Origin of the sequence: uncultured Slackia sp., from assembly GCF_959608125.1 — a bacterium.
GTDB lineage: Bacteria > Actinomycetota > Coriobacteriia > Coriobacteriales > Eggerthellaceae > Slackia.
This window is the reverse complement of record NZ_CAUHPG010000002.1, coordinates 26295-45589: the sequence shown is the minus strand read 5'-3', so window position 1 is coordinate 45589 and position 19295 is coordinate 26295. Positions and strand designations below refer to the sequence as shown.

Genomic DNA, 19295 nt, shown 5'->3' with positions numbered 1-19295 from the left:
TGTATCATTGGCCCGCAAGATGCGGGCGAAGAACTTCGCGCGTATCGTTTTTACGCATGCTTCGCGCGTTTCCGGACGCGTTCTTTCGACGGGAGGTCATATCAAGTGAACACGGGATTCGAATGCGCCTTGGTGGGCGCGGCGTCGTTCGATGCGGCCCATTTCGGAAACGAGCGCTTCGACGCGACGGTCGCGGTCGACGGCGGCTATGCGTCCTTGCGCGATGCGGGGTTCTCGCCCGATTTCGCTCTGGGCGATTTCGACTCGCTCGGATATGTTCCGTGCGATGTGCCGATCGAGCGCCATCCGTCCATGAAAGACGATAGCGACACGGCGCTGGCTTTGGATTGGGCGCGTCTGCGGGGGTATGCTTCCGTCGCCGTCTACGGCGCTTTGGGCGGACGCCTCGACCACACGCACGCTACGATCGCCGCGCTTGCAGGCGCCGCGCACGCGGGCATGCGCGCCGTTGCCGTGGGGGAAGGCGCCGTGCTCGCGGTCCTTTCGCCGTCGTGCTGCGACGTCCTCGAGCTTCCAGCGCTGGAATCGGGCACGTTTTCGGTGTTCTCGCTTTCCGATGCGGCCGCGGGCGTGACCGAGCGCGGCGCGAAGTACGCCGCCGACGACGTCGATCTTGCAAGCGATGTCACGCTGGGTCTTTCGAACGAATTCGTCGGTCGCCCGGTGCGCATCGAGGTGTCTTCGGGCACGCTCGCGGTGTATCTGCCGGCCCTTCCGCTCGAGCGGCTGAAGCTGGGCAGGCGCCCTTAGGCGATTCGACCGCGCCGCCTTCGATACGGACGGACGGTCGGCGCCGTTCGGGCGCTATTCGGCGGGTTGTGCGTGCCGAAAGGCATGCGACGGTCTATAATCGGCCGCACATACGGGGAGCTCGTCGTAACGGGCTGAGAGGGGGCGTGCGCGTCCCGACCCGATGAACCTGATGTGGATAATGCCAACGAAGGGAGTCTGAAACCATGTCTCTTACTGCATCCATTTCCGACCGCGCCGACGCCGTGCGCGCTTGCGCGCCGCTTGTGCACTGCATCACCAACTACGTGACGGTCGAAAGCTGCGCGAACGCCGTTCTGGCCGCGGGCGCCAGCCCCATCATGAGCGACGAGCCCGACGATGTAGACGACATCACGTCCATCTGCGGTGCGCTCGTGCTCAATATCGGCACGCTGAACAAGCAGACGATCGCGGGTATGAAGGTCGCGGGCGCGAAGGCGGCCGAGCTGGGCCATCCGATCGTGCTCGACCCCGTGGGCGCGGGCGCGTCGAAGCTGCGCACGGCGACGGCCTGCGAGCTGCTCGACACGTTTCCCGTGGCTTTGGTGCGCGGCAATATGAGCGAAATCAAAGCCCTCGCGGGCAACGCCGCGGCCACCCAGGGCGTCGACGTGAACCCTGCTGATGCGGTCTGCGCCGAGGAGGATGTCGCAGAAGCGGCTGCCTTTGCACGCGATTTCGCCGCCAAGGCGGGATGCGTCGTGGCCATCACCGGCCCGATCGACATCGTGGCCGACGCGACGCGCGCGTTCGCGGTGCGCAACGGCTCGCCGTTGCAGGGCCGCATCACGGGTTCCGGCTGCATGCTTTCCGTCCTGTGCGGCGCCTATGCCGCCTGCGCGGGCGACTCGATGCTCGAAGCGGCGCTTGCCGCCGTGGTGCATATGGGCGCCGCAGGCCAGGAGGCCGCCGCTCGCATGACCGAGGCCGATGGCACGGGCAGTTACCATACGTATCTGATGGACGCTCTTTCTCGTGCGACGGGCGCGTCTCTTGCCGAGGCGGCCGCGGTGACCGAGGTGGCGTAATGGATGCTCCTCGCGCGTATCTTCGCGAGCATCCCGAATGCCTGCGCTTGTACGCGGTGACCGACAATGCCTGGCTTCGCGGACGTACGCTCGAGGCGTGCTGCGTCGACGCCGTGCGCGGCGGAACCACGTTTTTGCAGCTGCGCGACAAGGAGGCGTCGAGCGAAGCCCTCGAGGATGCGTATCGCGCCATCGCGGAGGCTCTTGCGGATTCGTGTCCTGATGCGCGGGTCCCCTTCGTCATCAACGACGACGTGCAGGCGGCGCTTGCGTGCGACGCCGACGGCGTGCATGTGGGGCAAAGCGACACGGCGTGCGCGCAGGCGCGTGCCGTGCTCGGTCCCGACAGAATCGTCGGCGTTTCGGCGCAGACGGTCGAACAAGCGCGCGCCGCAGAGGCCGCAGGGGCCGATTATCTGGGCGTGGGCGCTCTGATCGCCACGGCCACCAAGCCTGATGCGGTTATCGTGGCGTGCGAGGAGCTCGCGCGAATCTGCGCGGCCGTCTCCATTCCCGTGGTGGGCATCGGCGGTCTCGGGCCTGCCACGCTGTCTTGCTTGCAGGATACGGGCGTCGAGGGCGCTGCGGTGGTTTCGGCGGTGTTCGCCGCCGACGATATCGAAGCGGCCGCGTCCACGTTGAGGGAAGGAGTCGAACGTGTCGTATAGCGTTCCTTCGGTCGTAAGCGTTGCCGGTTCCGATAGCTCAGGTGGAGCGGGAATTCAAGCCGATATCAAGACCATCGAGGCCTTCGGGCTGTTCGCCCAGACGGCCGTCACCGCGCTGACCGCTCAGAACACGCTCGGGGTCTACGGCGTATTCGATGCCGACCCGTCTTTCGTGCGCGCGCAGATCGACGCGGTGTTTTCAGACATCAGGCCCGATGCCGTGAAAATCGGCATGGTCTCTTCGCGCCCCATCGCCGAAGCGATCGCGCAGGGACTCGCGGCGCACGATGCTCGCAACGTGGTGCTCGACCCGGTCATGGTGTCGACGAGCGGCGCGTCCTTGATCGACGAGCAGGCTCGCGAAGCGCTCGTCGAACAGCTTTTTCCGTTGGCATCGGTTATCACGCCCAATATTCCCGAGGCGGAGGTGTTGTGCGGCATGGAGGTGTGCACGCGCGACGACATGGAGCGCGCGGCGCGCATGCTGAAGGCGATGACGCCCGGTGCGGTGCTCGTCAAAGGCGGCCACGGGGTTTCGGGGGCCGACGACCTGCTGTGCTGCGACGACGGTATGCATTGGTTCGAGGGCCGTCGCATCGAGACGGAGAACACCCACGGCACGGGCTGCACGCTTTCGAGCGCGATTGCCTGCGGTCTCGCACGCGGCGAGAGCGCCCCGCAGGCCGTCGAGGCCGCGAAGCGCTACGTTGCAGGCGCTCTCGAAGCCGGGTTCGATATGGGCAAAGGGTCGGGTCCTCTCGATCATATGTGGGAATGTCGCCGTACTGAATAACCGGATATAGAAATAAACGTACCGTTTGCCGAAAAGACCGCGTCTGCGACTTCGTCGATCGCAGGCGCGGTTTTCGCATGCGGCGGTGAATCGTGTCCGAAAAGAGTGCGTATGTCGCGAGAAAGAACGTGGTTCGAGGCGTCTTAGAGTGCCGATGCGGCTTGATTGCGGCAAGGTTCGATCCGGATTTCGGCCCGATTCGCGCCGGAAGTCGGCAAGGGGCGCATGCTAAGCGGCGGGCGAGGCGAAGGGGTTCGACCGCTCGAAGACGATCTAATAGATGCGATTCCGTGGAGCGTCCTTCATGATTCCACGGAACGGGGAAGACGCGGCGCCCAGCTGGCGCGTCGTCGTATCATGCGGGCGAACCGTGTGGAATCGGGCATTTTCGCGACATGTATTCGAAGAAAAAAAGAAGCCCTCGAACGAGGGCTTCTGAAGATTCGTGGTAGCCTGGAGGGGATTCGAACCCCCGATCTTCGCCTTGAGAGGGCGATGTCCTAAACCGCTAGACGACCAGGCCATATATGGTTGCGCTGAAATGGCTGGGGTGGAAGGAGTCGAACCCTCACATACGGCACCAGAAACCGCTGTCCTGCCATTAGACGACACCCCAATGCGTATCGCTTCAAGCGCGGGTTTGAATATTACGGTGCTTCGCCTGATTCGTCAACTCTCTTTTCAAAACTTTTTTGAAAATATTTTCTGCGGCGGGCTCGCAGGGGAGGTTTCCGCCCATCGCGCGCTCGAGAAGAGCCGTCCGCTCGTTGTCGACGGTGCCCTGGATGACCTCGAGCAGAAGGGCGTCGAGCATCGCCGCGACGGCGGGCCCGGGCGCCATGCCCGCCTGGATCAGGTCGCCTCCGCCGATCGCCAAATCGCTGCGCTTCAATGCGCTGGCGTAGCGTTCGACTTCGTCGATGGCTTCTTGTATTCGTGTGCTTCGTCCGTCTTCGGCGTCGTCGTCGGCCCCGAGCGCCTGCTGCAATGTCGTGAGCTCGCGCACGAAGTCGAGGTCGCCGCCGTGCGCTGCGGCGAGCAGCCTGATGTGAAGCGGGCATGCGCTCGCTTTTTCGTCGATCGCATCGAGCAGCGCGCAGACGCGGTCGATCAGCTTGCGGGGCGCCTTGAGGGCCTTCAGGCTGCTGCGTGCGATGCCGTTTCCCCAGGTCTTTTCCATATCGGCAAGCAATGCGGCGAAACGCAGCTCCGCTCGTGCGGGCACCGCGTCCATGGTGCCCGCCGTTCGCTCGAGCGAACGGCGCCGATCGTCGATGTTATTCGCGTCCTTGTTCGGAAAGCCCGGGACGATTTCTTCGATGACCGGTGCGTACTGCGCGATGACGCCTCCAGGGGCTGGGGCGACGAGCGTTTTCTCGAGCTCTGCGAACACGCGCTCTTTTGCGACGCGTCGTATGTCGCCGGCGCCTTCCAAGATGGCCTCGCGGGTCCTTTCGGATGCTTCGAATCCGAGTTGCGCGCAGAACCTGACTGCTCGCAGGATGCGCAGCGGGTCTTCCTCGAAGCGAGCGCGGGCATCGCCGACGGCGCGCACGACGCCGGCTTCGATGTCGCTTCGGCCGGCGAAAGGGTCGCACAGTCCGCGTTCGGGGTGATAGGCGATCGCATTCATGCAGAAATCGCGGCGTGCCAAGTCGAGCGAGACTTCGTTGACGAATGCCACGTCATCCGGCCTGCGTCCGTCGCTGTAGGACGACTCGATTCGGTATGTCGTTATTTCCACGACGAGTCCGTCGAAGACCACGCCGACGCTGCCGTGTTTGGCGCCTGCCTCGATGACGCGACGCCCCCGCGCTTGGAAGATCGCTCGAACGCGTTGCCAACGCGCCGATGTTGCGATGTCGAAATCGTGCGCGGTCCTGCCGATGAGGGCATCGCGCACGCAGCCGCCGACGAACCAGGCGCTTTCGCCTTCGGCTTCGATGGCGCGCAGTACGGCGAGCGCGCGCGGGTCGACGGGTATGTGGGCGGTGTCTGTCATAGACGCCATGGTAGCGCATGGGGAAAACTCCGGGGATAGTCGCTGGGAAAACCCGGGCGGTGTGCGTCTGCGCAGGCCAAGGCTTCTTCTCGTTTACGCTTCGTTTCCGGCATGGACGTGGCGTAATTCGCGGCCATTTTCGTTGTCTACAATGAAATTCCCTGGTGATTCGTGGGGTCGAACCCAGGGGGCGCCTGGCGCCGCGTTTCATCAAGGAGGGATTGAACATGAGGAATTTCATATCGCATTCGGCGTGCTGCGGACGAAGACCGAAGGGGCTGGGATTGTCCTGCATCCATTCGCGACCGCGCCTGATCAAGAAAATGATGCTCGACCGGACGGTGGCTCGCTTCATCGTCGCTCCTCAGGGGTTCGGCAAGACCTCGCTCGTCTGCGAGTACGCCGAATCGATTTTCGGTTTCGACAACGTGTTCTGGATCAACGGGCAAAGTCCGTGTTTCCTGCGCGATCTCGACGACCGCATCGTGGTTCCGTCGCTCAGCGATGCGAGCCAGCGCAAGTCGCTCGTGGTGTTCGAGGATGTTCCGTATCTCGATGACGAGCGCTCCGATGCGTTCTCTCGCGACATCGACGCCATCCTGAGCAAGGGATGGGAGGTCGTGGCGGTCGCCACGCCGGCGACGGATTCATTCGCCGACCGTCAGAACGACCGTACGTGCATCACGGCGCACGACCTGCTCGTCGACGATGCGGAGGCATCCTCGTTCGGCGACCTGCCGCGCGACGCGACGGCGAGCGAGCGCATTCCCGCGCTGGTGTGGGGCGGCCGAGGAGGCGGATCGCTTCTGCTCGACGGCATGCGTTCGGCCGATATGCCCGCAGAGATACAGCTTGCCGTATTCGTGATGGAAGTGCTCGTGGAAGGTTCGGTCGAAGACGTCGATTCGTTCGTGCATTCGTTGCGCAAGGACACGCGCCGTTTCATCGAACAGCATTATCCCTACGTCGGACTCGACCTGGTCGAGGAGCGCTTTTGCGCGCACGAGTTCCCGATAGAGGCCATAGATGCGGCGTTTCGCGGCGTGATCGACGCGACGGTGGCGCGCGCATCGTCGACGAGCAGGGAGGCGCTCGTCTGCCGTTTGGCCTCCGTGCTTGCTCATCGAGGCCGCCATGAACGCGCGTGCGAGCTCATGGCGACGTTGTGTCCGCGTCGCCGCCGGCCGTCTTGGATCGATGCCGAACAAGGCCGTCTTCTAGAATCGGGGGTCGTCGCGCCCGTTCAGCGGTTGTTCGAGAGTCTGGGCGAGAGGCCGAGCGGCCTGACGCCCGGGTTGTTGCTCGGCGCGTCCGCCCGATTGCATCTTCTGGGCGACGACGAGCGCGCCCTCCGTTTCGCCTTGCGCGCCTTGGCGCACGCCGACCGAAGCGACGAGCAGGCCTGCCATGCGGCGCTCGCAGCCTGCGCCTGCGCCTCCGACGACGTTTCCGCCCGCGTTCGTGCCGCGCTTTCCGACGCTTCGGTGCGCTCCCTCGGCGAAGGCGGCGCCGCGTCTTTGGCGGCGGCGGCCTGGTCGTGCATGGGCGATGACCCCGAGCGTGCGGTCGATATCATGGGGGCCGCCGAGGCCCCTGCGATCGCTCAGCCGGTGTTTTTGGCGGGGATGGCGCGCATCGTTCGCACGCTGCGCACGAACGATGCCGCATCCAGGCGCCTTCTCGAGCGTGCCTGTGCTTGCGCGTCGCGCTGTCTGGAAGCGCGACGCGCCGTTGCAGGCGTCGATGTGCACGAAGCCATTCTGCGCGATGCCGTCCGCGAGGCGGGCTTTGCGGTCGATGGCGCCGACCGTCGCGAGGACGAGGCGCGCTCGCTTGTCGCCGGGCTTGCCGACCAGCGCAAAGCCTGGCATGATGCGGCCTTTTCTCCGCGCCGCCGATCCGCATGCGTCATCGGAGCCGTTCCTGCGCATGCGAACGCCGTCGCCAAGATGCGTGTGCGCCTGTTCGGCGGCATGGAAATCGGCATCGGCGGCCAGGTGCTCGAGTCGACGGCGTTTCGCAAGCCGAAGGCGAAGACGCTGCTTGCGGTCCTGGTCTTGCATCGCGGCAAGGAGGTTGCACGTCAGGAGCTGCTCGAGATCATGTGGCCCGATTCGTCGGGCGATCGCGCGTCGAACAATCTCTATTCGCTGTGGTCGGCTTTGCGCCGCGCGCTCGAGGACGAACGGGGCGAGTGTCCATATGCAGTGCGTCATCAGGCGGGATATATGGTCGATGCGCGCTACGTCGAAAGCGACGTCGATGAATTCGAGGAAATATGCCGTACGCTGTTCTTCGGCCGGCCCGATGCGCAGGAGTGGATGGAGGCCTTCGCGCGCCTTCAAAACGACTTTTCCTGCGACTTGCTGCCGTCCGAGACGGGCAATGCCTATATCGATCGGCTGAGGGAGCGGTACCGAAGCCGTCTTGTCGACGCGCTCGTCACGGCGGCTGACCGGTTGTGCGATATCGACGAAGCCCAGGCGGCGCTTTGGTTCGCGCAGGCGGCGCTCGACCGGTGCGACGAGCGGGAAGACGCTTACTGCGCGCTTATGCGCGCACAGATGCTTTCCGACCAGCGCAGCCAGGCGATGGAGACGTTTCTGGCGTGCAGGCGCTTCATGGTCGAAGAGCTCGGCATGGACCCTTCAGAGCGCGTGATGCGCCTGCATCGCGAATTGATCGCGGGAAGGCGTGATAGTTCTCCGGTGTCATGGGGGATGGAGCCAGGACAAGGGGCGATGTGATAAAGTGGCACCCGTATGAATCGGCATCGGCACGAACAGCGAGGCCGGCGCCTCGGCCGCCGGCGGACGAGAGGTATCATGGGATTTCTATCGAAGCTCCTCACCTTTGGCGAGGGGAAGCAGCTCAAAGGGTATCAGGCGCAGGTCGCGAAGATCAACGCGCTCGAGCCTTCGATGAAGGAGCGCAGCGATGAAGAGCTGCGCGCCCTTACGGCAGAATACAAGAAGCGCGTCGCCGACGGCGAATCGCTCGAATCCATCCTTCCCGAGGCGTTCGCTACGGTACGCGAGGCCAGCGTCCGCACGTTGGGCCTGCGCCATTTCGACGTGCAGCTGATCGGCGCCATGGCGCTCAACGACGGCCAGATCGCCGAGATGCGCACGGGCGAAGGCAAGACCCTCGTCTCTACGCTCGCCGGCTACCTGAACGCCTTGACGGGCGAGAATGTGCATATCGTCACGGTGAATGACTACCTGGCCCGTCGAGACAGCGAATGGATGGGCAGGATCTACGCCTTCCTTGGAATGAAGGTCGGCCTGATCCAGAACGGCATGCGTCCGTCCGAGCGTATCCCGGCCTACCAGGCCGACGTCACGTACGGCACCAACGCCGAGTTCGGCTTCGACTACCTGCGCGACAACATGGTGACCCGCGCCGACCAGCGCGTTCAGCGCGGCCATCATTTCGCCATCGTCGACGAGGTCGACTCGATTCTCATCGACGAGGCGCGCACGCCGCTGATCATTTCCGGCGCGGGCGTGAAGGCCGCCGATATGTATAAGAAATTCTCCCAGGCCATGTTCGGCCTCGTGCGCGACGAGGATTACGAGATGGATGAGGCGAAGCGCACGATCATGGCCACCGAGAGCGGCCTTGCCAAGATCGAGTCGCGCCTCGGCATCGAGGACGTCTACGCCGATCCGTCCGGCCAGCTGGCCAACCACCTGCAGCAGGCCCTGAGGGCCCATTTCCTGTTCCATCGCGACAAAGATTACGTCGTGGCCGACGGACAGGTGAAGATCGTCGACGAGTTCACCGGCCGCATCATGGAGGGCCGCCGCTACTCCGAGGGCCTGCATCAGGCCCTCGAGGCGAAAGAACGAGTGCGCATCCGCGAGGAGAACCAGACGCTCGCCACGATTACGTTGCAGAACTACTTCCGCCTGTACAGCAAGCTTTCCGGCATGACGGGTACCGCCATGACCGAGGACGGCGAGTTCCGCCAGATCTACAACCTTCCCGTCGTGGCCATCCCCGCGAACAAGACGCCGCAGCGTATCGACGAGAACGACCTGATCTATCGTACGGTCGAGGCGAAGTTCCGCGCGGTGGCCGAAGACGTTGCCGAGCGTCACGCCGCAGGCCAACCTTGCCTGGTCGGCACCGTGTCGATCGAAAGCTCCGAACGCCTGTCGCGCCTGCTCGACAAGCGCGGCATCCCGCATGAGACGCTCAACGCGAAAAACCACGAGCGCGAGGCCCACATCGTCGCTCAGGCGGGCCGTTTGGGCGCCGTGACCATCGCCACCAACATGGCAGGCCGAGGCACCGACATCCTGCTCGGCGGCAACCCCGACGTGCTCATGGAAGACGTGCTGCGCGACAAGGGCTTCGACCCCGATCGCATGCCGGGAGACGAGACCGACGACCCCAGCGCGATGCCCGCGCCGACGGCCGAGCAGCGAGCCGAGGCCCTCGCCCAGGCGAAGGCGGTTTGCGCCGCCGAGCACGACAAGGTGCTCGCCGCAGGCGGCCTGGCCGTCATCGGCACCGAGCGTCACGAGTCGCGCCGTATCGATAACCAGCTGCGCGGCCGTGCCGGCCGTCAGGGCGACCCCGGCCTGACGCAGTTCTATCTGTCTCTCGAAGACGACCTCATGCGCCTGTTCGGCGGCAACCGCATGGATTCGATCGGACGCATGATGGAAAAGACCGGCGCCGAAGACGACGTGCCCATTCAGGCGGGCATGGTGTCCAAGGCTATCGAAAGCGCCCAGCGCCAAGTCGAGGCCATGCATTTCGCCGCGCGCAAGAACGTCCTCGAGTACGACGACGTCATGAACCTGCAGCGCAACGCCATCTACGGAGAGCGCAACGCGATTCTCGATGGCAAGGACCTCACGAGCCGCATCGACGACATCATCGCCGACGCCGCCAATGCGGTCGTCGACGAGAACTGCTCGACGCGCGATGCTAGCGACGACTGGGATATGCGCGCGGTCGACCTGTGGGCGGCCGACATGACGGGCCGCCCCGATTTCAAAGTCGAAAACCTCGACCACGACGACGAGGCCGCCGCGGTCTCCGAGGCCTTGATCGACTACCTCGAGTCCGTCTACGAGGAGAAGCGCTCCGCCATCGGCGACGAGAACATGAAGAAGCTCGAGGCGCAGGTCATGCTGCGTATCATCGACGCCCGTTGGATGAGCCACCTTCAGGAGATGGATTACCTCAAGACGGGTATCGGCCTGCGTGCGTTCGGCCAGCGAGACCCGCTGGTCGAGTACAAGGAAGAGGCGCATGCTGCTTTCGCCGCGCTCACGTCTTCGATGTATGAAGACTTCCTGCGCACGCTTTTGCGCTTGCAGGTGGCCGCGAAGGTGGAGGAGGAGGACGAGAAGTCTCCGCTCGAAGGCCGTGCGGTAAGCTACTCTTCTCCCGAAGCCGCGCTGGATTCTACGATGAGCGCCTCGCGTCCCGCAAACGGCGCCGCGCAGAGGCCTCGTCCGCAGGAGCAGAAGCCTCAGACCTACCGCAAGGAAGAGCACGATCCGTACGCCAATGTCGGTCGCAACGACCCCTGCCCGTGCGGCAGCGGTCTGAAGTTCAAGAAATGTCACGGTCGCGATAGGTAGTTATGGCTGAGAAAGAATCGAAAGACATCGAGGCGGCGGCGCAACGCGTCGCCGATGCTCGCATATGGATGCGCATCGACGAGAAGGCGGAAAAGCTCGCCGAGCTCGACGAGCAGATCGCTTCGCCTGATTTCTGGAACGATGCGTCGCGCGCTCAGGACGTGTCGCGCAAGGCGAGCGCCCTGCGCGACACGATCGAGGGGTACCGCGAAGCCGAGATGCTGCTCGAGGATGCGCGCGCGGCGGCGGAGCTCGCGGCCGAAGACGAGGCGTTCGTCGACGAGAAACAGCGCGTGCTTGACCGTCTGGCCGAGATGCTCGGCGCATTCGAGGTCGAGTCGTGGTTTTCAGGCGAGATGGATTCCAACGATGCCATCCTCTCGATCAACCCCGGCCAAGGAGGCCTCGAGGCTCAGGACTGGACCGAGATGCTCTACCGCATGTACGTGCGCTACGCCGAACAGAAGGGCTGGAAGGTCAAGCTGCTCGATGTGGTGCCGGGCGAGGGCATCGGCCTCGATCGCGCGGTCATCCAAATCGAGGGTCACAACGCTTACGGCATGCTGAAAAGCGAGCACGGCGTCCATCGCCTGGTACGCATTTCGCCGACCGACGATAAGAAGCGCCGTCAGACCACGTTCGCCAGCGTCGAAGTGCTGCCCGTGATGTCGGACGACATCGAAGTCGACCTCAATCCCGCGGACGTACGCGTCGACGTGTACCGCTCCAGCGGCCCGGGCGGTCAGTGCGTCAACACCACCGACTCGGCGGTCCGCTTGACGCATATGCCCACGGGCATCGTGGTGACCTGCCAGAACGAGAAGAGCCAGCTACAGAATAAAGAGGCCGCGTTCAAGGTCCTGCGCGCCAAGCTCTACGAAATCGAACGTCGCAAACGAGACGAAGAACTTGCGTCGCTGCGTGGCGAACGTATGGAGAATAGCTTCGGAAGCCAGATTCGAAACTATGTTCTATACCCGTACCAGTTGGTCAAGGACCTTCGTAGTAATATTGAAACGGGCAACGTCGATGCGGTGCTCGACGGCGATCTCGAAGCATTCGTCGTCGGTTATCACCGCTGGCGTGTCTCGCAATAACCAAGGTATCGATTGTCGCACCATCGGAAGGAAACGACGTGAACCTGCAAGATTTGAAAGGCAAGGCCAACGATATCCGCGTCGATATCGTCAACATGGTGGCCGAAGCGGGCAGCGGGCATCCCGGCGGATCGCTCTCGTCCGCCGAGATTCTGTGCGCGCTGTATTTCGGCGGCGTGCTCGAGCATGACCCCGGCGACCCGGCCAAAGCCGGCCGCGACCGCTTCCTGCTTTCGAAGGGCCATGCCGCGCCTGTTCTTTATGCCACGCTCGCCGAGGCGGGCTATTTCCCCAAAGACGAGCTGGCCACGCTGCGTAAGCTTCACAGCCGTCTGCAGGGCCATCCCGACTGCCGCAAGCTCCCCGGCGTCGAGGCTTCGACCGGCTCTTTGGGCCAGGGCCTGTCCATTTCTTCCGGCATGGCCTGCGGCATGAAGCTCGAGGGCGACGACGCCACCGTCTTCACCCTCATGGGCGACGGCGAGTGCCAGGAGGGCCAGGTCTGGGAGGCGGCCATGTTCGCCGCCCATCGCAACCTGGACAACCTGGTTGCCATCGTCGACCACAACCACCTGCAGATCGACGGCGCCGTCGAGGACGTGTGCTCTCTTTCGAGCCTCGTCGCGAAGTTCGAGGCGTTCGGCTGGCAGGTCTACACCTGCGACGGCAACGATATGGAAGCCGTGCTCGACACGTTGACTTCCGCGAAGGCTTCCCGCTGCGGCAAGCCCAAGGTCGTCGTCGCCGAAACCGTCAAGGGCAAGGGCGTCTCCTTCATGGAGGGCCAGGCCGGCTGGCATGGCAAGGCTCCCAATGCCGAGCAGACCGAACAGGCTATCGACGAACTGACCCAGAAGGAGGCCCTGCATGGCTAACGAGAAGAAGGCCACGCGCGCTGCATTCGGCGAGACGTTGGTCGAACTGGTTGAAGAAGGCAAACCGGTCGTCGCCGTCGAGGCCGACCTTTCAGGCTCCACCACCACCAAAAAGCTCGGCGACGCATATCCTGAGCGTCTTTTCAACGTGGGTATCGCCGAGCAGGATATGGTCGGCGTCGCTGCGGGTCTCGCTTTGACGGGGCATGTGGCATTCACCGGCTCTTTCGCCGTTTTCGGCACGGGCCGCGTTTACGACCAGATTCGCAACACCGTGTGCTATGCCAACCTCGATGTGAAGATTGCCCCGACGCACGCGGGCGTCTCCGTCGGTCCTGACGGCGGCAGCCACCAGATGGTCGAGGACATCGCCCTGATGCGTGTCCTGCCCAACATGCGCGTGCTGGTTCCCGCCGATTACGCGTCGGCGAAGGCCGCCATCAAGCTGGCTGCCGAAACCCCCGGTCCGGTGTATGTTCGCATGGGCCGTGCTTCGGTTCCGTGCGTCTACGATGCCGACGTCAAGCTCGAGCTCGGCCGTGCGAACGTGCTGCGCGAAGGCTCCGACGTCACGATCGCCGCATGCGGCGTCGAAATCGACGAAGCCCTCAAAGCCGCTGACGCTTTGGCCGAACGCGGCATTTCCGCCGAGGTCATCGATGCGTTCTCGATCAAGCCGCTCGACGAGGAATGCATCCTCGCGTCGGTTCGCAAGACCGGCTGCATCGTGACCGCCGAAGAGCATTCCGTGATCGGCGGCCTGGGCGGCGCCGTGGCCGAAACGCTGGCCGAGAACCTGCCCGCTCCGTTGGTTCGCGTCGGTATGCGCGACTGCTTCGGCACGTCGGGCGAGATGGCCGAACTCATGCGCGAGTTCGAGCTTGATGCCCAGGCTATCGTCGAGGCTGCCGAGGCGGCTATCGCTAAAAAGAACAACTAGGCTCTGACCTGGATATATGTACATCATCGGGGCTCCTGTTGGGGCCTCGATGAACATTCTGTGACCGCCGCACGCCAGTGCGGCGTCCTTGTTAAAATAGGTTGGTTGAGTCCAGTAATCACGATTTGAACGGAGCATTCTGTGACGAACACGAACGATGCGCAGCGTCGCGTCTACGATGCGACGGATGCCGATACGGCGTCTTTCGCGCCGCAGGGCCGCCATGCGGCTCCTGTCCACGATGCTGCATCCAGGCCTCCTGCGCCGGCCATCCAGGGCGCAGACCAAGCGCCCCAGCCTCAGGCTACCGGCGCCATGCCCGCTGTGGCGAGCCACGCCGCCCCTGCGCACGGCGCGCAGCAGAAGCGCCCCGCTCAGACCGGCGTTCTGCCTGATCTTTCCGCCTCGCTGCCCACGCTGTCCGTCGATGACGTGCAGCAGCAGCCCGTCGGCGCTCCCGTCATCACGTTCGACCACGTGACCAAGGTCTATCCTGCCCAGCCGAACAAGCCTTCGCTGCATGACATTTCTCTGCAGATCTACGCGGGAGAGTTCGTCTTCTTGGTGGGCCATTCCGGTTCCGGCAAATCGACGTTCATCAAGCTGATCACGCGAGAGCTTAAGCCGACCGACGGTCATATCTACATCGCCGGCGAAGATCTGTCCACGATGCGCAACTGGCGTGTCCCGTATCTGCGTCGCAATATCGGTTGCGTCTTCCAGGACTTCAAGCTGCTGCCGAACAAGACCGTCTTCGAGAACGTCGCATTCGCGCTCGAGGTTATCGGCAAGAGCCGCCACGTCATCAAGACCCAGGTTCCCGAGGTTTTGCGTCTCGTCGGCTTGCAAGATAAGCTCAATAAGCGTCCCGACCAGCTTTCGGGTGGCGAACAGCAGCGCGTTTCCATCGCACGCGCCATCGTGAACCGTCCTCCGCTTCTGGTGTGCGACGAGCCTACCGGCAACCTCGACCCGCAGACGTCCCGCGGCATCATGGACCTGCTCGAGCGCATCAACCGTACGGGTACGACCGTGCTCGTGGCGACGCATGACCGCGAGATGGTCGACAACATGCGCCGTCGCGTTATCGCTCTCGACAGCGGTCAGCTGACCCGCGACCAGGACAGGGGGGTGTACGGCTTCGATGTCTAGCCTTATCTACTTCTTCAAAGAATCCCTCACCGGATTCACGCGCAATCTCAGCACTGCGCTCGGCTCGATCGTCACGATCTTCCTTTCGTTGCTCATCATCGGAATCTTTTTGGTCGGCGGCGCCATCATCAACAACACCGTGTCCTCGGTCGAAGACAAGGTTTCCATCACCGCCTATATCGACGACGATGCCATGCAGTCTTCGATCGATGACGTGATGAAAGACCTCGAGAACACAGCGGGCGTGGCAAGCGTCGGCTTTACGACGAAGGAACAGGCGCTCGAAAACTTCCAGAATTCGATGAGCTCCACCGACATCGTCGACCAGCTCGACGGTACCAATCCGTTGCCGGCGTCGATCGATATCGAGTTGTCCGACCCCCAGATGGTCGAGACCATCGCCGGCCAGCTCGCCGCCGACCCTGCGTTCAAGGAGATTTGCGACAACCCGGAAGACCCCTCCGATAGCGTGAAATACGGCGAGGACAGCGTCGACCGTCTGTTCAGCCTGACGAGCTATATCCGCTATATCGGCGTGGCCCTGATCGCGCTGCTGATCTTCATCGCGTTGGTGTTCATCAACAACACCATTCGCCTTGCCATCCTGGCCCGCCGCAAGGAGATCTCGATCATGCGCCTCGTCGGCGCATCGAACGGCTTTATTCGCGGGCCCTTCCTGATGGAAGGCGCGGTGCACGCGGTCATCGGCTCCGCCCTTGCCGTCGGCGCCATCGAGCTTCTGCGCCGCTTCGCGCTGCCGCAGGTTTCCGATGCGCTCATGTGGCTCCCGATCGAGCTTCCGGGCACCGTGTATGTGGGCATCTACGGCCTTATGTTCGTGTTCGGATTGGTCATTGCGGCAATCGGTTCGCTTCTGGCCATGCGCCGCTACCTGAAGGTGTAGAGAACGCGCCATGCGCAACATGAAAAGCAGGCATATCGAGATGGGCGCACGCAACTCGAAGCTGCTCAAGATCTTGCTTCTGTGCATCGGCGCGTGCCTGATCTTCTGCGCGGGATTCTTCGTGCGCGGCAATGCCGACCTGATGGAGCGGGTCGGCTTCGTCGTGCCCGAGGATAGCAAGAAAAGTGCCCAAAATACGCTGCAGGATATGGCCGAAGTATCTTCGCGTCTCGACGAGGTGGAAAGCCTGCTGCTCGCCAGCAGTCTCGATACCTACGATGCAGAGGCGGCGACGCGGTCTGTGCTCGACGCTTTCTTGAAGACTACCGACGACGCCTATGCGCGCTATTTCGATAGCACGCGCTATACGGCATTCGTCGACGTTTCCGCCGACGAATACCCCGGCGTAGGCGTCTTCTTCTCGGAGGAGAACGGCCGTGCCTATGCGCTCGACGTGTTCGAGGGGTCTTCGGCCGCCGAAGCGGGCGTGCGCCAGGGCGATATCGTCGTCGCTATCGATGGCGACCGTTCGCAGGACTGGACGGCGACCGAAGCCATCAACGCCGTTCAGCGCGAGCCTGATTCGACCGTGGTGGTTACGTGGCTTCGTCCGTCGGCTACCGAGGGAGGAGAGGACACCGAGTTCACGACGACGCTCGTGTGCTCCGACTATAAGGAATCCAATGTCACCACGCAGAGGATCGGTACGGTCGGCTATATCGCGCTCAAGCAGTTCACGCAAAACTCCGACGCGCTCGTGCGCAGCGCCGTCGATGACCTGACGGCTGACGGGGCCCTGTCGTTCGTGCTCGACTTGCGCGACAATCCAGGCGGCTATCTGACCAAGGCGGTCGAGGTCGCTTCGCTGTTCATCCGCAGCGGCGTCGTGGTCGAAATCGACACGCTCGATGCCAAGACGACCAAGCAGGCTTCGGGCGATGCGGCCACCGATGCGCCGCTCGTGGTGCTGGTCAACGGAAATACGGCAGGTGCGGCGGAGGTCCTTGCGGCCGCCCTGCGCGACACCGACCGGGCTACGGTCGCCGGAACGGCCACCATGGGCAAAGGCTCGGTGCAGGTGACCAAGCCGTTGTCTTTCGGCGGTGCCTTGCGTTATACGGCGGCCCGCTATGTCAGCCCGAGCGGTTATCCTATCGACAAGGTCGGCGTTGCTCCCGACGTCACCGTGACGGTGCGCGAGGGGTCTTCGACCGACAATCAAAAGGATTTCGCCGTCGAGACGGCGGCTTCCCTGGCGGCATAGCGTTTCGCTTTATCGCGCGCACCCCGACATCGTTTCGGGGTGCGCTGTTTCATGAAAGGGGAGGCTCCATGCCTCGATCCAGATCGCGCAAATCGAACACCAGACGCATGCCGCGCGCTCATCCGCGCGGCGTGCTCGAGTTGTGCGGCGCGGGCTACGGCTTCGTGCAGACGGCGGAAGGCGAGTTCTACATCCCTGCATCGAAGACGGCCGACGCATTCGACGGCGACCTTGTGGAGGTCGCGCGCGTGGGTTCGTCATCGCGTAGCTCGCATAAGGAAAGCATACGCAGTTCGGAGAAGCCGCCCGCACGCGTGGTGCGGGTGCTTTCGCGCGCACACGAATTCATCGTGGGACGCTACGAGGTGGCCGACCCGTTCGGCGTGGTCGTTCCCGAAGACCCGCGCATCAGGCACGATATCTTCACCCTGCGCCGCGACGCGCCCCATGTGCAGGACGGCGATATCGTGCGCGTGCGCATGACGGCGTATCCGTCGCGGCACGAGCCCGCACAGGGCGTGGTCGAAGAGGTTTTGGGCCATGCGGGAGACGCCGGCATCGACGTCGAGCTGATCGTGGCGCGCCATAAGCTCGAGACGCGTTTTTCGGCCGCATCGCTCGAACAGGCGGCGCAGGTTCGACACGACGCCGAACGCGCCCTGACCGATGCGCGCTATCGCGACCTGACGGGCCGCACCGTGCTCACCGTCGACCCCGACGACGCGAAGGATTTCGACGACGCGCTTTCTATCGAGCGTCTCGAAGACGGATCTATGCTTCTCGGCGTGCATATCGCCGATGTGTCGCACTATGTGGAGTGGGGCAGTCCGATCGACCTGCAGGCGCGCCGTCGCGGTACGAGCGTGTACCTTGTCGACCGCGTGATTCCCATGCTTCCTGAATCGCTTTCCAACGACGTCTGCTCGCTGCGCCCTGGCGAGCTGCGTCGCACGATGAGCGTCGATTTGAAGGTTTCGGCCTCAGGCGAGGTGCTGCATGTCGACATCTATCCGTCCGTGATCGAATCGAGCGCCCGCCTGACTTATGGCCAGGCGCAGGAATGCATCGATGCGCTGCGTCGCGGAGATGAATCCTCGGCTGCCAAGGCGGCGGGCGTGTCTTCCGATGTGCTTGCGACCGATATCGCGGCCTGCATCGGAGCGTTGGATGAGACGGCGCGACGCCTCCATGCGGCCCGCATCGCGCGTGGCGGCATGGATTTCGAAAGCGTCGAGGCCAAGGTGCGCCTCGACGTGCTGGGAAGGCCCGTGAGCGTCGACTTGCGTACCAAGACCGATGCCACCGCGCTGGTGGAAGAAGCCATGATCGCCGCCAATGAGGCGGTGGCGCGTTTTCTGCGCGACGCCAAGGTGGCCAGTATCTATCGCGTGCACGAGGCGCCGACGAAAAGCGACATGGCGCAGCTCAAACCGATTCTGCAGGAATTCGGCTACGACGGCCACGTCTCGCTCGATGCGTTTTCGTCGGCCGACCCACGAGCTATCCAGCGCGTGCTGGCCTATGCGCGCGGCCGCAGGGAGGAATTCCTCGTTTCGTCGTTGCTCGTGCGCAGCATGAAACGCGCGACGTATCGCGACGTCTGCGAGCGTCACTTCGGCTTGGCGAGCGACGCATATTCGCATTTCACGAGTCCGATCAGGCGTTACCCCGACCTCATGGTCCATCGCATGGTGAAAACGGCCCTTTTCGGCCGCAGTCAGGAGACCTCTGCCGAAGAGCATGCCATGGCCGCGATAGCCGAGCATTCGTCGGCTGCGGAGCGCACGGCGGAAGAAGCGGCGCGCGAATCGCAGGAACTCAAGCTCTACGAGCTGTTGCAGCAGCAGATAGGACGGATCGCCGAGGGCATTATCTCGGGCGTGACTGCATCGGGCTTTTTCGTGCGCCTCGAAAACACCGCCGAGGGATTCGTCTCTTTGGGCGGACGCGAGGAATACTTCATGCTCGATCCGATGCGCCGCATGCTCACGGGCTCGGACACGTTGGCGGTGTATCGCCTCGGCATGCGGGTGCGCGTGCGAATCAACGCGGTCTATCCTTACGAGCGTCGGGCCGATTTCAAGCTGGTGGAGCGATAGGTGGCGTGACGCGCGTCGGTGTACTTGCGCTAAATGAACGGATATACTGAAGCGATGCCGCGGCGCAGGGGCGCCGCA

Annotated in this window: 14 protein-coding genes, 2 tRNA genes and 1 riboswitch; of the genes, 13 read left to right on the top strand and 3 right to left on the bottom strand. The window is 63.5% G+C overall.

What is annotated here, in order from left to right; translation table 11 throughout:
- The first annotated feature begins 105 nt into the window (after positions 1-105).
- The 4 genes from Q6E04_RS00950 (at position 106) to thiD (ending at position 3281) form a co-directional block, all read left to right on the top strand.
- A complete protein-coding gene (locus tag Q6E04_RS00950) occupies positions 106-771 on the top strand; it encodes a thiamine diphosphokinase (RefSeq protein ID WP_303248967.1) in 666 nt (221 codons plus the stop codon).
- Positions 772-874: 103 nt separating this feature from the next.
- Positions 875-985: riboswitch (TPP riboswitch) on the top strand.
- Complete coding sequence (gene thiM, locus Q6E04_RS00945; protein WP_303248966.1) at positions 978-1820, top strand: hydroxyethylthiazole kinase; 843 nt, start codon at positions 978-980, stop codon at positions 1818-1820. It overlaps the preceding riboswitch by 8 nt.
- Positions 1820-2488: a thiamine phosphate synthase gene (gene thiE / locus Q6E04_RS00940; protein WP_303248965.1), complete on the top strand. Its 669-nt coding sequence runs from the start codon at positions 1820-1822 to the stop codon at positions 2486-2488. Before thiM ends, thiE begins: the two co-directional genes overlap by 1 nt.
- Entirely contained in the window at positions 2478-3281 is an 804-nt protein-coding gene (gene thiD, locus Q6E04_RS00935) for a bifunctional hydroxymethylpyrimidine kinase/phosphomethylpyrimidine kinase (protein WP_303248964.1), read from the top strand. Before thiE ends, thiD begins: the two co-directional genes overlap by 11 nt.
- Before the next feature lie 446 nt (positions 3282-3727).
- Here the strand turns inward: thiD and Q6E04_RS00930 are convergent.
- The 3 genes from Q6E04_RS00930 to Q6E04_RS00920 all read right to left on the bottom strand — a co-directional run bounded on the left by Q6E04_RS00930 (position 3728) and on the right by Q6E04_RS00920 (position 5292).
- A tRNA-Glu gene (locus Q6E04_RS00930) sits at positions 3728-3804 on the bottom strand.
- 19 nt (positions 3805-3823) lie between these two features.
- Positions 3824-3897, bottom strand: a tRNA-Gln gene (locus Q6E04_RS00925).
- Between the two features lie 12 nt (positions 3898-3909).
- Positions 3910-5292, bottom strand: coding sequence for a CCA tRNA nucleotidyltransferase (locus Q6E04_RS00920; protein ID WP_303248963.1), 1383 nt, complete (start codon positions 5290-5292; stop codon positions 3910-3912).
- A 218-nt stretch (positions 5293-5510) separates the two neighbouring features.
- On the opposite strand from Q6E04_RS00920, the gene Q6E04_RS00915 reads away from it, so the two are divergent.
- From Q6E04_RS00915 to rnr, 9 genes are all read left to right on the top strand, one after another.
- The gene (locus Q6E04_RS00915; protein WP_303248962.1) at positions 5511-8030 is read left to right on the top strand and encodes a BTAD domain-containing putative transcriptional regulator; all 2520 of its coding nucleotides are present in this window, start codon (positions 5511-5513) and stop codon (positions 8028-8030) included.
- A gap of 78 nt (positions 8031-8108) precedes the next feature.
- Positions 8109-10886 (top strand): preprotein translocase subunit SecA, encoded by a 2778-nt coding sequence (gene secA, locus Q6E04_RS00910; protein ID WP_303248961.1) that lies wholly within the window; start codon positions 8109-8111, stop codon positions 10884-10886.
- 2 nt (positions 10887-10888) lie between these two features.
- On the top strand, positions 10889-11983 hold the full coding sequence (gene prfB / locus Q6E04_RS00905) for a peptide chain release factor 2 (RefSeq protein WP_303248960.1): 1095 nt from the start codon (positions 10889-10891) through the stop codon (positions 11981-11983).
- A gap of 11 nt (positions 11984-11994) precedes the next feature.
- Positions 11995-12858, top strand: coding sequence for a transketolase (locus Q6E04_RS00900; protein ID WP_303249060.1), 864 nt, complete (start codon positions 11995-11997; stop codon positions 12856-12858).
- On the top strand, positions 12851-13798 hold the full coding sequence (locus Q6E04_RS00895) for a transketolase family protein (protein WP_303248959.1): 948 nt from the start codon (positions 12851-12853) through the stop codon (positions 13796-13798). Before Q6E04_RS00900 ends, Q6E04_RS00895 begins: the two co-directional genes overlap by 8 nt.
- 315 nt (positions 13799-14113) lie before the next feature.
- The gene (gene ftsE / locus Q6E04_RS00890; protein WP_368656394.1) at positions 14114-14950 is read left to right on the top strand and encodes a cell division ATP-binding protein FtsE; all 837 of its coding nucleotides are present in this window, start codon (positions 14114-14116) and stop codon (positions 14948-14950) included.
- On the top strand, positions 14943-15854 hold the full coding sequence (ftsX, locus tag Q6E04_RS00885) for a permease-like cell division protein FtsX (RefSeq protein WP_303248957.1): 912 nt from the start codon (positions 14943-14945) through the stop codon (positions 15852-15854). Before ftsE ends, ftsX begins: the two co-directional genes overlap by 8 nt.
- A 19-nt stretch (positions 15855-15873) precedes the next feature.
- Positions 15874-17118: a S41 family peptidase gene (locus Q6E04_RS00880; RefSeq protein WP_368656391.1), complete on the top strand. Its 1245-nt coding sequence runs from the start codon at positions 15874-15876 to the stop codon at positions 17116-17118.
- Between the two features lie 68 nt (positions 17119-17186).
- On the top strand, positions 17187-19217 hold the full coding sequence (rnr, locus tag Q6E04_RS00875; protein ID WP_303248955.1) for a ribonuclease R: 2031 nt from the start codon (positions 17187-17189) through the stop codon (positions 19215-19217).
- Positions 19218-19295 lie beyond the last annotated feature (78 nt).

Excerpts from the sequence above, each read along its gene's own strand:
- secA (WP_303248961.1), top strand. The coding sequence starts at position 8,109 with ATGGGATTTCTATCGAAGCTCCTCACCTTTGGCGAGGGGAAGCAGCTC.
- ftsE (WP_368656394.1), top strand. The coding sequence starts at position 14,114 with ATGCCCGCTGTGGCGAGCCACGCCGCCCCTGCGCACGGCGCGCAGCAG.
- Q6E04_RS00920 (WP_303248963.1), bottom strand. The coding sequence starts at position 5,292 with ATGGCGTCTATGACAGACACCGCCCACATACCCGTCGACCCGCGCGCG.
- Q6E04_RS00915 (WP_303248962.1), top strand. The coding sequence starts at position 5,511 with ATGAGGAATTTCATATCGCATTCGGCGTGCTGCGGACGAAGACCGAAG.
- Q6E04_RS00880 (WP_368656391.1), top strand. The coding sequence starts at position 15,874 with ATGAAAAGCAGGCATATCGAGATGGGCGCACGCAACTCGAAGCTGCTC.
- thiE (WP_303248965.1), top strand. The coding sequence starts at position 1,820 with ATGGATGCTCCTCGCGCGTATCTTCGCGAGCATCCCGAATGCCTGCGC.
- prfB (WP_303248960.1), top strand. The coding sequence starts at position 10,889 with ATGGCTGAGAAAGAATCGAAAGACATCGAGGCGGCGGCGCAACGCGTC.
- Q6E04_RS00895 (WP_303248959.1), top strand. The coding sequence starts at position 12,851 with ATGGCTAACGAGAAGAAGGCCACGCGCGCTGCATTCGGCGAGACGTTG.
- rnr (WP_303248955.1), top strand. The coding sequence starts at position 17,187 with ATGCCTCGATCCAGATCGCGCAAATCGAACACCAGACGCATGCCGCGC.
- ftsX (WP_303248957.1), top strand. The coding sequence starts at position 14,943 with ATGTCTAGCCTTATCTACTTCTTCAAAGAATCCCTCACCGGATTCACG.
- thiM (WP_303248966.1), top strand. The coding sequence starts at position 978 with ATGTCTCTTACTGCATCCATTTCCGACCGCGCCGACGCCGTGCGCGCT.